Source organism: Nonomuraea solani (genome assembly GCF_900108335.1).
Classification (GTDB): domain Bacteria; phylum Actinomycetota; class Actinomycetes; order Streptosporangiales; family Streptosporangiaceae; genus Nonomuraea; species Nonomuraea solani.
In genome coordinates, this window is sequence record NZ_FNVT01000020.1 from 18,639 (window position 1) to 32,275 (window position 13,637).

Below are 13,637 nucleotides of genomic sequence, written 5' to 3' on the forward strand. Positions count from 1 at the left end.
GTGGATCGAGAGCTCGTCCATGACGGTCGCCCCGCATCCGGGAACACGGTCGGGTGTGCATCGTGACCTCCTTGTTCGACGGTGTACACCCAGGCTGGCGGGCGGCACGCGTCTGGACATCAGTGGTGGGCACTGAGCCGGTACGGATGCGTCACCGACGTACGCCATCCTGGTAGGCGTGGACTTGACGAAGATCTCGACCCGAGAGGCCGACGTGCTGGCCGCCGTGGGCCTGCACCTGTCGAACGCGCAGATCGCCAGTCGGCTGCACATTTCGGTCCGGACGGTCGAGAGCCACGTCGCGGCGCTGCTGCGCAAGCTCGACGCGTCCGATCGACAAGCCCTGGCCGCGTTGGCCGAGCAGGCCCAGACCGGGCGGTTCGCCGGCCTGCCGGTCAGCCGGACGACCTTCGTGGGCCGCGCGGCGGAGGTGGCCGCCGTCGAGTCGGCGCTGGACAAGTCCCGGCTGGTGACGGTGGTCGGCCCGGGCGGGGTGGGCAAGACCCGGCTGGCGGCCGCCGTCGCAGAGCGGGCGGAGTCGCGGTTTCCCGCCGGCGGCGCCTTCGTCGATCTCGTGCCGGTCCGGACCGCGGCCGTGGCCGGCTCGGTGGTGCAGGCCGTCGCCGACGCGTTGGACGTGACCGTGGGCCCGACGCAGTCCGTCGAGCGGGCAGTGTTCGAGCGGCTGCGCCCGGGCCGGCCGCTGCTGGTGCTGGACAACTGCGAGCATGTGATCGACGAGGTCAGCGTGCTGACCGAACAGGTGCTGGCCGCTTGCCCGCAGGCCACCGTGCTGGCCACCAGCCGGCAGCGACTCGGTGTCACCGGCGAACGGCTCGTGCACGTGCGCCCACTCGCCGGCACCGAAGTCGAGCAGCTGTTCCGGGATCGAGCCGGCGCCGCGGATCCCGGGTTCGCCGCGCCGCCGACAGTCGTGGCCGACGTCTGCGCCCGGCTGGACGGTCTGCCGCTCGCGGTCGAGCTGGCCGCCGCCCGGGTGGCCGCGCTCGGCGCCGACGGACTGCTGACCGGCCTCGACGATCAGCTGCGGCTGCTGGCCGGCGGCAGGGGGGCGCACGTGCGCCATCACTCGCTGCGCGAGCTGATCGGGTGGAGCTACGACCTGCTCGACGCCGACGAGCGAACCTTGTTCCGCCGGCTGTCGGCCTTCGTCGGGGTGTTCGACCTGAATGCCGTGGCGGCGCTGAGTCCGCAGGCGACCCCGGCCGAGGTGGCTGATCTGCTGGGCCGGCTGGTCGATCAGAACCTGGTCGTGCGCACCGGCCCCGGCTGGCGGCTGCTCGACTCGATCCGCGCGTTCGGCCTCTCGCAGGCGAGCGTCGTGGGAGAGCAGGACGCGATTCGGGAGCGGTACCTGCTCTGGGCGTTCGCGACCGCCGCCGACGTGGAGTCCCGGCTGGACGCCGACTGGCGTTCGGCGTTCGACGGTGTCGCCGATGACCTTCGGGCGGCGGCCATCGCGGTCGGATCGGACCCCGCGGCCCACGGCTTCCTGCGCACGCTCGCCCACCTGACCTTCGCCGCGGGCCGGTTCGTCGAAGCGCGGACGCTCTATCAGGCCGCAGCCCGGTGCGCTACCGGCATCGAGCGGGGCCAGGACCTGCGGGCCGGCGCCTACGCCGCGCTGACCGTCGCCGACAACCGCACCGCCACCGAACTCATGCGGCAGGCCGTCGAGGCCGCGGGCACCGCCGACCTGCGTGCCGAGGCCGTGATGGTCGGCGTGCGCTACAACTTCGGGCCGATCGAGTCCGCGACCGATGACCAGGCGCGCCTGCTGGCCGAGGCGAGGAAGACAGCCGACGCGAACCCGAGCGATCAGCGTCTAGCCGCGCTGGTCGCCATGGCGACGGCGTGGCACGAGGGTCACGGCTGGATGCCCGACCTGGGCTGGGCCCGCGAGGCCGTGGAACTCGCCCGTGCGGCCGGCGATCCGCTGGTATTACTCGCCGCGATGGATGCCCTGTGCAATGCGCTCGACCGCGCGGGGGCCGCCCGGGAAGCCCATCGGCTGGCCGGCGAACGACTGCGGATCGCGATCACCCTGCCGCGCCACGACCCAGCCGCGGCCGCCGAGATCGTTGACGCGTTCCACGTCGCGCCGAGGGCCGCGCTGGGCGCAGGCGACCTACCCGCTGCGCTGGCGCTGGCCCGGCAGGCCCACGGCGACGATCCGATCGGCGAGCATCCGTACCTGCAGGCCCCGCGACTCGTGCGCGTGCTTGCTCTTACCGGCGACTTCGACGAGGCGATCAGCCGAGCCGAGACGTTGTGGGCGGCGTGGCGGCGCGACGGTAACCCGTCGATGCCGTGGATGAACTCGGCGCTCGCCCTCGCCGGGATGATCCAGGGCCTGCGCGGCGACCCGACGGGCCGGCGGCGATGGCGCGAACGGTCGCTGACGGTCGCGGCCGGCTCGCCTGTCGTGGCGGCCTGCCGGGCGTTCGCCGACGTCCGGGTCACCGTCCACTGTGGACGGTATGACGACGCTGCCGGCCAGGTCGAACGGGCCTTCGCGCCGTTCTCCGATCAGCGGTGGGTCGGCTACGCGCGCGTCGTCGGGGCCGAGCTCGCCGTCATGGCCGGCCTTCCCGACGCCGGCGACCGGATCATCGCCGCCGAACCGTACGCGGCCGAGAGCGACTGGGCGGCCGCGTGCCTGGCCCGGGTGCGCGGCCGGCTCGGCGACCACGCCGCCTTGGCGGACGCAGCGGAGCGGTGGTACCGGCTGGGTGCGCGCTTCGAGCGGGCAGCTACGCTGGCGCTGCTGCCCGACCGGGCCGATGAGGGGCACACCGAGCTGGCCGCGCTCGGCTGCCGCTAGGGGATTCATCGCGGGCCATGAGCTCCGTATGTCGTCTGAGGGCTTGTCAGGTACCCGAGAAGATCTCCACCCGGGTGAAGGTGCGCCCCCAATTCAAGGCGCAAGCCCCGGCGCTGCCGGGTCATCCTGACCGTTTATGAGAGGAAACGGCTGGGCCGCGACGCCGCCGAACTCACCCCCTGGCCGACCACCTGATCGCGCACGGCCTGTGCTGGAGATGCTCGCCAAGAACCTGATCACCCCGGCCGGGAAACGCCAAGGCGAGAACCCGTCCCTGGCCGGCATCCACCGGGCCCTCGCCGAGCACGAGAAGACACAGGCCCACGCCGACTTCGTCCTCCTGCAAGGCCAAGACGCCCGGCCTGCATCCGACGGCCGGGCCAACCGCCTCGCAGTTCACCAGGGAGACGCCGTCTACTTGGCGGCTGGGGACACGTTCGGGAGCGGAGGGCCGAACTCTATGTCGAGGATGGCCAGGAACGCCTCATAGGCTTGGGGAGACCAGTCGGTGTTCACGTGGCCGGCGACCATGTGCGTGCCGTCGCGGTCGCCCATGACGAGAGTGAAGGTGCCGTAGTCCGCGCCGCCGTTGCCCCACACGGGTACGCCGCTCTGGAGCTTCTGCTCCACCCACACGCCGAGCCCATAGCGCGTGTTGGGCAGCCATCCGGCGCCGTCCGTCGATACGGTCGTGAACATCTCCTCCATCTGCGCCGGCTTGAGTATCCGGCCGGAGCACAGCGCCGAAAAGAACGTGAGCAGGTCGCCGGTCGAGGAGATCATGCCACCTGCGCTCCAGGCGGTTGTCTCGTTCGACTCGGTCGCATCGCGCAGCGGCGCCGCCGGGTCTTCCGAGTGCAGCCTGGAGTAGTGCACCGGATGCGGCCCGGGAATGACCGTCTGCGTGGTGGGCAGCGACGTCCTGGTCAGGTCGAGTGGCCGGAGAATGAGCCGATCGAGCACGTCGCCGTACGATTCACCCGTGGCCTTCTCCACCATCATCGCAGCCAGGTAGTACTGCGTGTTGGAGTACCGGAACGCTTCGCCGGGCGCGTTGTAGGGCGGATGTCGCAGAGCGATCCGTACCAGTTCTTCGGGTGTGAAGACCTTGAACCGGCGTTCGTACCAGGCCTCGCCCTGGCCATCGGCGAAGAACTCCGGGTCCATGCTGAAGTTGAAGGCGCCGCTGGTCTGGTTGAGCAACTGCCGTAACGTGATCTTGCCGCCGTCATAATGACTATCGTCGAGCAGGCCGGGCAGCCACTTCGCCACCGTGTCGTCGAGGCTGAGTACGCCTTCGCCGACCAATTTCAGCGTAGTGGCGGCGGTGAACGCCTTGGCGGCACTGCCGATACGGAACAACTCCTCCGGTGCGCGCTCGCGGCCGGTGCTGATATCGGCCTTGCCCGCAGAGGCGAACCAGCGGGTGTCGCCCTTCCAGACCTCGGTCACGATGCCCGGCGTCACGCCTGAAGACACCGCATTGTCCAATATGCGCTGCACGGCCTCGTAATTGCTTCCGAGGCTGTTCGGTATTGTCATGGTGCCTCTCTTCCGGTCGCCATTGATCGTTTCGTCGCATACAAACGCTACGTTGCGTTTGCGAAGCAGTCAACGTTAAAACTGCTGCTAGAAGCCATTGTTGCGATGATAATGACGATGAACGCAACGGATCGTTGCAGTGAATGTGATTGAATGCAAGGGTCGAAATATGCGGCGAAGGGGTGCGGCTGATGCCGGAAGGCAGGTTGACACTTGAGGATCGTGAATCGATAGCCCAAGGCTTGGCCGAAGGGCTTGGATTCGCCGAGATCTCCCGGCTGCTGGGCAGGCCGACCTCCACGATCAGCCGCGAGGTGAACCGCAACGGCGGCGCCGGCGGTTATCGCCCGGATCAGGCGCACGAGGCGACGCGAGAGCGCGCTCGGCGTCAACGCCCCAAAGCAGTCGAATCATCAGAACGACCTCCTGCGGACGACAGAACGCAAGAGGTCGAGGGCAAGCTCACCGACGTTCTCGTTGCGTCGGGGCTGACGCGGATGTCCGCAAGGGTGCTGGCCTGTCTCTGTCTCACCCACAGCGGCGGACTCACGGCCGCCGACCTCGTCCAACGTCTGCGCGTAAGTCCGGCGTCCATCTCCAAGGCGGTTGGCGAACTCGAAGTGATGAACCTGATCGGCCGCGAACGAAACCATCGGCGACGAGATCGCTACATCGTCGACCAGGAAATCTGGTACCGGTCACTCCTGGCCAGCGCGCAATTCAACACCAACATCGCGAAGGTCGCCCGCGAAAGCGCCGAAGCCCTCGGTCGTTCGACTCCGGCCGGCGCCCGAATGAACGCCATGAGCGAATTCTTTGAGCAGGTGGGGCGTGAAACCATCGCCGTGGCCGAACGGTACCGTCATATTCTCGCCCGCTAAGACGTCTCGCTCTGCGCCGGTCGGTCAGCGTCGATGACCAACGTGACCAAAGGGCGGCAGTCGTCACAAGCAAGAACACGGTGCAGGAGTTGGCAAAGGGCTGTCGGTCAGAAGGTGTCTCTTATCCTCGTATATGATCGTTTAGGCGCCTGGTCGTCGGCTTTGCCATCGGTGCCGGCACAGTCTGGCGCTTCGTTCGCGAGAGCATCGACCGGGTAGCCGTCGTCGCCGTGGTCACCGCCGGTCTGACGGACGATGGACGGTCGAAAGAGGCGTACGGCGGTGACATCGCGAAGCGATTCCGGATGGGGTGGCAGCGCGGCGAATGGTTATCCGATCCTGGAAGGTCGCACGATCGCCATGCTCGAAGTCAGTCGTCATGAGACGTTCGCCGACTACTCTGTCAGGTGTCTGGACAGGTTGTCCGAAGATCTGGTGAGTGGTGTCGAGGAGGTTCAGTGCTACTCCGCCGCATTGAGCCTCCAGTTCCTCGCCGCGCTGGGCGCCCTCGGTCACCGCACGGTGTTGGATCCCGCTGGCGGCTCGCGGGAGACGTGGCTGAGTCTGCGGACCGCGCTGGACACGGGAGCGGCGATCTTTACGGTCGCCGCAGCGGCCAAGGGCGTCGTGCCGGTTCGGATGGATGATCGAACGGTCCGGCTGGACACTACCGGGCCGGTGTACTACGCCAATGCGAAGAACTGGCTCACCACGCTGTGGCTCGCGATCGTGGCCAGGGACGCCGGCGTGATCGAGCGTCTTGCACGGTTCTCCATCGTCGCTCTGCGCCAGTCCGGGACCGCGGCGCCTGAATACTCCTACGACATGGTGCGCATGCTCCAGCTCTTCTTCCGGGGCGAGCGGGGCGCGGATGTGGCGTTGGGCGCTGCGTTGGAGGCCGGCAAGCCCGCCGAACTGGCGGACCGCTATGAGCGTGAGGTGGCGAACCAGCTGCGGTTCCCAGAGATGGAGCTTTTTCACTACCTGCTCAGCGACTCCACCGGGGAACGTTTCAATAAGGCGCTCGCCAACGCGTTGACCGGCCATCTGGACTACTGGTCGGTCGACGACGATCGGCTCGATTCGCCGTCCGGGTACATCGCGCTGGGACCCTTGGCGCTGGCCGTCATGGCCCAGGACGCGGGCATCGCGATCTCGGTCCGCTCGGAGTATCTGCCGTCGGCGCTGCTGGACGGCACGGCGCTCACCGAACACGGCTGACCCGGAAACGCCCAAAGACGGCCAAACCACAGAGACACCGCCGACTCGACCAGCAGTTGCTGAGGCCAGAGGCCGCGTTTCACGCAATAGCCACTGCGCCACAATGGCTTTGTGGGCGTATTCGAACTGTCCGGAAAGCCTGCGGCGCAAGATACCGGCGGCTTCAAGCGCTCGTGTGCGGTCGCCAACGCTGGGACCCGCTGATCGGGCGATGAGGTTGATAGCGGAATCCTCCGCGTAGCGGCGAACGTCGGCCGCGTCGTCAACGCCGACGCTTCCAAGCCTTTGAGTGATCATCTCCTCCATCACGTCGGTCGGCGTCGAAGCCGGGGCGGGCGATCGGGCGTCCAACCCGGCCTGCGGCATCGAGTGGGTCTGGTGCCGGCCGGCGGGCGCCGCGGCGATGACCTGGCCGAGCATGATGTCGTGACGACGAACCCGTCGAACGAGGCCACCTTCTCGGCCCGGCGGGAAGTCGCGCAGGTCGACGAGCTCGCGCCTCAGAGCATGCTCGCCCTGATGGCCGGAGTCGCGCAGAGGTCATGACCCGTTCTGGACCAAGGGCAGGAACACCTCGTCCACGATCTCGGCGATCATCTTCTCGGTGATCGGGTGGCGGGTGAGGATCAGTTCGTGGCGGAGCAGGTTCGCCGGTGCGGACAGCACCCGGGGGCTCACCTCGGCCGAGGCGATCTCCCCGCGTGCGGCCGCCCTTTCGAGGATGCCGGTCATGACGTCGGTCATGATGCTCGCGACGTCCACCTGGATGTCGGCCGACTCGGCCATGAGGCCGTGCAGCAGATCCAAGGGCACGTCGTGCTGCCGCCGCGCCATCCTGCGCAGCACCTCCACGACGTCGCCGCGCAGCGTGCCCGTGTCGGGCGGCTGGTCGGCGATCGAGCCGGTACGCCGGCGCAGGGCCGCCAGAGCCAGCTCGGCGCGGTTGCGCCAGCGGCGGTAGAGGACCTGTTTGCCCGTCTGGGCCCGCGCGGCCACGCCCTCCATGGTCAGGCGGGCGTACCCGACCTCGTGCAGTTCCGCCCAGGCGGCCTCCAGGATCGTGTCCTCCAACTCCGCGCCCCGCCTGCGCTGGCCGGCCTGCTGTGACACGAGAACCTCCACTAGAGACGTTGCGTCTCTTCGCAGAGTATCGTAAACAATAAGAGACGTAACGTCTCTAGTAGAGAAGAAGGAGGTCGTCGTGCGCACTCGACTCGACCCCGCGGTGCTCAGGCTCGCCGGGATTCTCCTGCTCGGCGTGCTCGCCCCGCTCCTGGACAGCACGATCGTGAACGTCGCCATCGACACACTCGGCCGCGACCTGGGCGTACCGGTGTCGGACGAGAACTGGCGGGCCACCTTTCTGGACTCCATCGCCATTGCGGTCGGCCGCGCCGATAAGGGCGTCCACCACTTTTCAATGCCCTGGTGGTAATAGTCGTCGCCGGCGTTCGTTAATTCCGTCACGCCGATCGTGCCGCCGGTCTGCGTCTCCAGCCGCTGCTGCTCAGGCGCCCGGATCTGGACACGTTAAGCGCCTGGAACGCGAGTGCCGGCTTGGCGTTCCGAATATCGGCAAGACTCACGCCTGCTCCTTTCAAGGAAAGGTGAACTCATGAAACTCTTTCCATGACCTGTGGTCAATGGTCCGCTTTCGGCCATGGGGTGCGCTTTAATAACTGCCGTGAAATTACACGACGGTCTTTTTGCGGAGTGGGAGGGGCGGGCCGCCCGGGCGCGTGGCGGCTGCGTACGGAGGTGGCCGCGCTGACGCCCGCGTACCAACCGGTCAGGAATCGAGAAGCACCCCCCACCGGCCCTCACTAGCGTTGCCACCACGAACTTCGCACGACATTCGAGGAGCGACCATGGCCACCCAGGGCATCAAGACCGTGCTGCACCCCGTGTCCGACCTGACGAAGGCCAAGGAGGTGTACGCCGCGCTGCTCGGCGTGGCGCCCGTGGCCGACGGGTCCTACTATGTCGGTTTCGAGGCCGAGGGCCAGCACATCGGGCTGGTGCCGACCGGCGGCCCGCAGTCCATGACCTCGCCGGTGGCCTACTGGCACGTGACCGACATCGAGGCCAAGCTGGCCGAGGTGACCGCCGCCGGCGCCACCGTCAAGGACGCCGCCCGTGACGTGGGCGGCGGCCGTCTGGTGGCCACGTTCACCGACCCCGACGGCAACGTTCTGGGGCTGCTGCAAGACCCGGCGTGAACAGGACATACTTCTCATTACTGGTCGGACAACGCCCAGGCGGCCCCCCGCGAAACAGATGGAGAGACGATGAACCCGCACGTTGCCGACAGCCACGGTCTGATCCGCGTGCACGGCGCACGCGAGAACAACCTCAAGGACGTCAGCATCGAGATCCCGAAGCGCCGGCTGACGGTGTTCACCGGAGTCTCCGGCTCGGGCAAGAGCTCGCTGGTGTTCAGCACGATCGCCGCGGAGTCGCAGCGGATGATCAACGAGACCTACAGCACCTTCGTGCAGGGTCTCATGCCGACGCTGGCGCGGCCCGAGGTCGACGTGCTCGAAGGGCTGACGACCGCGATCATCGTCGACCAGCAGCGGATGGGTGCCGACCCGCGTTCCACGGTCGGCACCGCCACTGACACCAACGCGCTGCTGCGCATCCTCTTCAGCCGCCTCGGTGAGCCGCACATCGGCTCACCTCAGGCCTTCTCCTTCAACATCCCCACGGTACGGGCGAGCGGCGCGATCACCGTCGAACGCGGCAACCGCAAGGCCGAGAAGGCGACCTTCACCCGCATCGGCGGCATGTGCACGGGCTGCGAAGGCCGGGGCACGGTCTCCGACCTCGACCTCACCCAGCTCTACGACGACTCCAAGTCGCTCGCCGAGGGCGCGTTCACCATCCCGGGCTGGAAGTCCGACAACTTCTGGACGGTACGGGTCTACGCCGAGTCGGGCTTCGTCGACGCGAACAAGCCGATCCGCGACTTCACCAAGCGGGAGATGCAGGACTTCCTCTACAAGGAGCCCGTCAAGGTCAAGGTCGACGGCGTCAACCTCACGTACGAGGGGCTGATCCCGAAGATCCAGAAGTCGTTCCTCTCCAAGGACCGGGAGGCGATGCAGCCGCACATCCGCGCGTTCGTGGACCGGGCGGTCACCTTCACCACCTGTCCCGAATGCGACGGCACCCGGATCAGCGAGGCGGCCAGGTCGTCGAAGATCGGCGGGATCAATATCGCCGACGCCTGCTCGATGCAGATCAGCGACCTCGCCGAATGGGTCCGCGGCCTCGACGAGCCGTCGGTCGCGCCGCTGCTCGGCAAGCTGCTGCACACCCTGAACTCGTTCGTGGAGATCGGGCTGGGCTACCTGTCGCTCGACCGTCCGGCGGGCACGCTGTCGGGAGGCGAGTCGCAGCGTACGAAGATGATCCGTCACCTCGGCTCCTCGCTCACCGATGTCACCTACGTCTTCGACGAGCCCACCACGGGCCTGCACCCGCATGACATCCGGCAGATGAACGACCTGCTGCTGCGGCTGCGCGACAAGGGCAACACGGTGCTCGTCGTGGAGCACGAGCCGGAGACGATCGCGATCGCCGACCACATCGTCGACCTGGGCCCCGGCGCCGGTACGGCGGGCGGCACCGTCTGCTTCGAAGGCACCGTCGAGGGGCTGCGGACCGGCGGCACCATCACCGGCCGCCACTTCGACGACCGGACCCCGATCAAGGAGACGGTGCGCAAGCCCAAGGGCACGCTGGAGATCCGCGGCGCGAACCGCCACAACCTCCAGAACGTCGACGTCGACATCCCGCTCGGCGTCCTGTGCGTCGTCACCGGCGTCGCGGGCTCCGGCAAGAGCTCGCTGCTCCACGGCTCCATCCCCGCCTCGGCGGGCGTCGTGTCGGTCGACCAGGCGCCCATCCGCGGTTCGCGGCGGAGCAACCCGGCGACGTACACGGGGCTGCTCGAACCGATCCGCAAGGCGTTCGCGAAGGCCAACGGCGTGAAGCCGGCGCTGTTCAGCGCCAACTCCGAGGGCGCCTGCCCCAACTGCAACGGCGTCGGCGTCATCTTCACCGACCTCGGGATGATGGCCGGTGTCTCCACCACCTGCGAGGAGTGCGAGGGCAAGCGGTTCGACGCCTCGGTGCTGGACTACCACCTCGGCGGCCGCGACATCAGCGAAGTGCTCGCGATGTCGGTGACGGAGGCCGAGAGGTTCTTCGGCGAAGGCGAGGCGCGCACACCGGCCGCGCACGCCATCCTCGAACGGCTCGCCGACGTCGGGCTCGGCTACCTGAGCCTCGGCCAGCCGCTCACCACGCTGTCCGGCGGCGAGCGGCAGCGGCTCAAGCTGGCCACCCAGATGGCCGAGAAGGGCGGCGTGTACGTCCTCGACGAGCCGACCACCGGCCTGCACCTGGCCGACGTCGAGCAGCTGCTCGGCCTGCTCGACCGGCTCGTGGAGTCCGGCAAGTCGGTCATCGTCATCGAGCACAACCAGGCGGTCATGGCACACGCCGACTGGATCATCGACCTTGGCCCGGGGGCCGGCCACGACGGCGGCCGGATCGTCTTCGAGGGCACGCCCGCCGACCTGGCCGCCGACCGCTCCACCCTCACCGGCGAGCACCTCGCGGCCTACGCAGGCGCCTGACGCCGAGATCGACGCCGTGGTGGGCGCGGCCGGGGCGTAACCGTTATCCGGTCACCTTGCCGATGAAGGTGGCCAGGTTGGCCCGGGTGCGGGCGATCTTCTCGTCCACGGACAACGTCTCGTCGAGATCGCCCCCCACGGCCGTCTGCCGCTTGCCCCTGATGGCCAGGGAGCAGACGAGGTCGACGCACACGTACTGCCCCACCGTGTTGCCCAGACGCCCCGCCTCGCCGGTGCGGCGCGCGCTCATCAGCGCCACCCCGCCACTGGTACGGGTGATCAGGCACAGCGAGCACATGCTGCGCGAGGTGAAGCCCCGTGAGGTTCCCGGGGCCGCCCGGAGCGCGATCCCGACGAGGCTCCCGTCGTCGCGCTCGGCGACGACGTAACCCCGCTCGGGCGCGCCGGGATCTCGCCAGCCGAGAAAGTCGAGATCCTCCCAAGGTTGCTCTTCGAGATCTCTGGGCAGGCCCAGACGCTTGGCCTCGCCCTTGGAACAGTTGACGAACGAGCTGCGGATATCGCTCTCCGTGATGGGTCTCATGGACGGCGAGGCTAGTTCGCCTAATATAATTAGGCAAATCATTAATTTGCTTAGTTGGACGGGGGTTCCATGGCACGCACCGGCGTCACCAGCGAACGTGTCACCCAGGCGGCGGCCGAGGTGGCCGACGAGCTCGGCTTCGACCAGGTGACCGGCTCGGCGGTCGCGCGCCGCCTCGGGGTGAAGGACCCGAGCCTGTACGCGCACATCTCCAACGCCCGGGAGCTGAAGGTACGGGTCGCGCTGCTGGCCCTCGCGGAGCTGGCCGACAAGGCCGCCGCCGCGCTGGCCGGGCGTTCGGGCAGGGAGGCGCTGGTGGCGCTCGGCAACGTGTACCGCGACTACGCCAAGGCGCATCCGGGCCGATACGCCGCGGCCCGGTTCGAGCTCGACCCGGAGACCGCGGCCGCCGGCGCCGGGCCCCGGCATTCGGAGATGATGCGGGCGCTCCTGCGCGGCTACGACCTGCCGGAGCCCGACCAGACCGACGCGGTGCGCTTCCTGGGCGGCGCCTTCCACGGATACGTGAGCCTCGAAATGGCCGGCGGGTTCAGCCACACCCCGCGCGCGGCCGACGACTCCTGGGCGTGGGCCCTGGACACTCTCGACCTCGCTCTCAGAAGCCGTGCGAAGGGATTGACATGACCGGCTGGATCACCACGCCCATCGACGAACGCCTGGCGCGCTGAAGCCGGAACGCGCCGCACCGGCTCCCCGCCGGTCATCGCCGCTCTGATGCATCAAATGGATTTGATGTAATGTCGAGGATGTGGTGCCCGACTTCGTCCGGCTGGCCGCCCATCCGCTGCGGTGGCGGCTGCTGACCGAGCTCGCCGTCAGCGACTACCGGGTCCGTGAGCTGGTGGAGCTGGCCGGGCAATCGCAGAACCTGGTCTCCTACCATCTGCGCCTGCTGCGCGATGGCGGGCTGGTCACGGCGCGGCGCAGCTCGTACGACGCCCGTGACAGCTACTACCACCTCGACCTGGAACGCTGCGCCCACGGGCTGGCCGCCGCCGGCGCCGCCCTGCACCCGGCGCTCCGCCTCACCCCGGCCCCGGCCCCGGTCGTGCGAGGACGACGGCCCGCCGTGCTGTTCACGTGCACCGGCAACAGCGCCCGCTCGCCGATCGCCGAGGCCCTGCTCCGCCAGCGCGCCGGCGGCCATGTCGAGGTGACCAGCGCGGGCAGCCACCCCCGGCCCCGGCTGCACCCGCACGCCGTACGCGTCCTGCGCGACGACCACGGCATCGACCTCGCGAACCAGCGGCCGCGACACCTGGGCACCATGGCCGATCGCCGGTTCGACTACGTGATCAGCCTGTGCGACAAGGTCCGCGAGGTCTGCCCCGACTTCGGCGGCCGTCCCCGGCGCATCCACTGGAGCGTCCCCGACCCGGCCGACGGGGAGCAGCCCGTGTTCGCCCGCACCGTGGCGGAGATCGGCACCCGCGTCCACCATCTGCTGCCGCTCCTCACCTCACAGGAGGTCCAGCCATGACCACATCCGACCAGTTCGCCAGCGTCCGCTACGTCGTCGACGACGTGAGCGCGGCCGTCGACTTCTACACCACCCACCTGGGCTTCACGGCGCGGGTCAACGTCGCGCCCGCCTTCGCCGACGTCGTACGCGGGCCGCTGCGGCTCCTGCTGTCCGGCCCGGCCAGCTCCGGCGCCCGCGCCACCCCGGCGGGCACCACCGCCGGCCGCAACCGCATCCACCTCGTCGTCAAGGACCTCGACGCCGAGATCGACCGGCTGCGCGGCGCGGGCCTGTCCTTCGAGAGCGAGGTGGTCTCCGGTCCCGGCGGCCGCCAGATCCTGCTCGCCGACCCGGCGGGCAACCTCGTCGAGCTGTTCGAAGCCACCGGCGCCTAGCCGTCGCAACCGAGGCACAAGTGGATCACCAGTCGGCGCTGCGAGGCTCCGCGACGTAAGCGAAAGCACGTCGCAGGAGG

13 protein-coding genes are annotated in these 13,637 nt (G+C 68.7%); 10 read left to right on the forward strand and 3 right to left on the reverse strand.

What is annotated here, in order from left to right:
- The first annotated feature begins 178 nt into the window (after positions 1-178).
- Positions 179-2,845, forward strand: a complete 2,667-nt coding sequence (locus C4V41_RS46290) for a LuxR C-terminal-related transcriptional regulator (RefSeq protein ID WP_103962426.1) — start codon at positions 179-181, stop codon at positions 2,843-2,845.
- A 414-nt stretch (positions 2,846-3,259) separates the two neighbouring features.
- On the opposite strand, the gene C4V41_RS46300 is transcribed toward C4V41_RS46290, so the two are convergent.
- Positions 3,260-4,387, reverse strand: coding sequence for a serine hydrolase domain-containing protein (locus C4V41_RS46300; RefSeq protein ID WP_103962427.1), 1,128 nt, complete (start codon positions 4,385-4,387; stop codon positions 3,260-3,262).
- Between the two features lie 149 nt (positions 4,388-4,536).
- Between C4V41_RS46300 and C4V41_RS46305 the strand changes: the two genes are divergently transcribed.
- From C4V41_RS46305 to C4V41_RS62390, 3 genes are all read left to right on the forward strand, one after another.
- Positions 4,537-5,268, forward strand: a complete 732-nt coding sequence (locus C4V41_RS46305) for a MarR family transcriptional regulator (protein ID WP_235030804.1) — start codon at positions 4,537-4,539, stop codon at positions 5,266-5,268.
- A gap of 282 nt (positions 5,269-5,550) precedes the next feature.
- The gene (locus C4V41_RS46310; RefSeq protein ID WP_160150632.1) at positions 5,551-6,489 is read left to right on the forward strand and encodes an immunity 49 family protein; all 939 of its coding nucleotides are present in this window, start codon (positions 5,551-5,553) and stop codon (positions 6,487-6,489) included.
- A gap of 289 nt (positions 6,490-6,778) precedes the next feature.
- Positions 6,779-6,919, forward strand: a complete 141-nt coding sequence (locus C4V41_RS62390; RefSeq protein WP_160150633.1) for a hypothetical protein — start codon at positions 6,779-6,781, stop codon at positions 6,917-6,919.
- 110 nt (positions 6,920-7,029) lie between these two features.
- Here C4V41_RS62390 and C4V41_RS46315 read toward each other — a convergent pair whose 3' ends face one another.
- Positions 7,030-7,599, reverse strand: a complete 570-nt coding sequence (locus C4V41_RS46315) for a TetR/AcrR family transcriptional regulator (RefSeq protein ID WP_200824704.1) — start codon at positions 7,597-7,599, stop codon at positions 7,030-7,032.
- A gap of 91 nt (positions 7,600-7,690) precedes the next feature.
- Between C4V41_RS46315 and C4V41_RS63490 the strand changes: the two genes are divergently transcribed.
- From C4V41_RS63490 to C4V41_RS46325, 3 genes are all read left to right on the forward strand, one after another.
- Entirely contained in the window at positions 7,691-7,924 is a 234-nt protein-coding gene (locus C4V41_RS63490) for a hypothetical protein (RefSeq protein WP_200824705.1), read from the forward strand.
- Between the two features lie 433 nt (positions 7,925-8,357).
- The gene (locus C4V41_RS46320; RefSeq protein WP_103962429.1) at positions 8,358-8,708 is read left to right on the forward strand and encodes a VOC family protein; all 351 of its coding nucleotides are present in this window, start codon (positions 8,358-8,360) and stop codon (positions 8,706-8,708) included.
- A 69-nt stretch (positions 8,709-8,777) separates the two neighbouring features.
- A complete protein-coding gene (locus C4V41_RS46325) occupies positions 8,778-11,135 on the forward strand; it encodes an ATP-binding cassette domain-containing protein (protein ID WP_103962430.1) in 2,358 nt (785 codons plus the stop codon).
- Between the two features lie 43 nt (positions 11,136-11,178).
- Here the strand turns inward: C4V41_RS46325 and C4V41_RS46330 are convergent, their stop codons facing one another.
- Positions 11,179-11,679: an FBP domain-containing protein gene (locus C4V41_RS46330; protein ID WP_103962431.1), complete on the reverse strand. Its 501-nt coding sequence runs from the start codon at positions 11,677-11,679 to the stop codon at positions 11,179-11,181.
- A gap of 69 nt (positions 11,680-11,748) precedes the next feature.
- On the opposite strand from C4V41_RS46330, the gene C4V41_RS46335 reads away from it, so the two are divergent.
- The 3 genes from C4V41_RS46335 to C4V41_RS46345 all read left to right on the forward strand — a co-directional run bounded on the left by C4V41_RS46335 (position 11,749) and on the right by C4V41_RS46345 (position 13,557).
- Positions 11,749-12,324: a TetR/AcrR family transcriptional regulator gene (locus tag C4V41_RS46335; RefSeq protein ID WP_103962432.1), complete on the forward strand. Its 576-nt coding sequence runs from the start codon at positions 11,749-11,751 to the stop codon at positions 12,322-12,324.
- A gap of 127 nt (positions 12,325-12,451) precedes the next feature.
- Positions 12,452-13,180, forward strand: a complete 729-nt coding sequence (locus C4V41_RS46340; RefSeq protein ID WP_235030805.1) for an arsenate reductase/protein-tyrosine-phosphatase family protein — start codon at positions 12,452-12,454, stop codon at positions 13,178-13,180.
- Positions 13,177-13,557 (forward strand): VOC family protein, encoded by a 381-nt coding sequence (locus tag C4V41_RS46345; RefSeq protein ID WP_103962434.1) that lies wholly within the window; start codon positions 13,177-13,179, stop codon positions 13,555-13,557. Before C4V41_RS46340 ends, C4V41_RS46345 begins: the two co-directional genes overlap by 4 nt.
- Positions 13,558-13,637: the final 80 nt, after the last annotated feature.

Coding starts and splice junctions, on each gene's coding strand:
- C4V41_RS46300 (WP_103962427.1), bottom strand. CDS start 4,387: ATGACAATACCGAACAGCCTCGGAAGCAATTACGAGGCCGTGCAGCGC.
- C4V41_RS46320 (WP_103962429.1), top strand. CDS start 8,358: ATGGCCACCCAGGGCATCAAGACCGTGCTGCACCCCGTGTCCGACCTG.
- C4V41_RS46325 (WP_103962430.1), top strand. CDS start 8,778: ATGAACCCGCACGTTGCCGACAGCCACGGTCTGATCCGCGTGCACGGC.
- C4V41_RS46330 (WP_103962431.1), bottom strand. CDS start 11,679: ATGAGACCCATCACGGAGAGCGATATCCGCAGCTCGTTCGTCAACTGT.
- C4V41_RS46335 (WP_103962432.1), top strand. CDS start 11,749: ATGGCACGCACCGGCGTCACCAGCGAACGTGTCACCCAGGCGGCGGCC.
- C4V41_RS46345 (WP_103962434.1), top strand. CDS start 13,177: ATGACCACATCCGACCAGTTCGCCAGCGTCCGCTACGTCGTCGACGAC.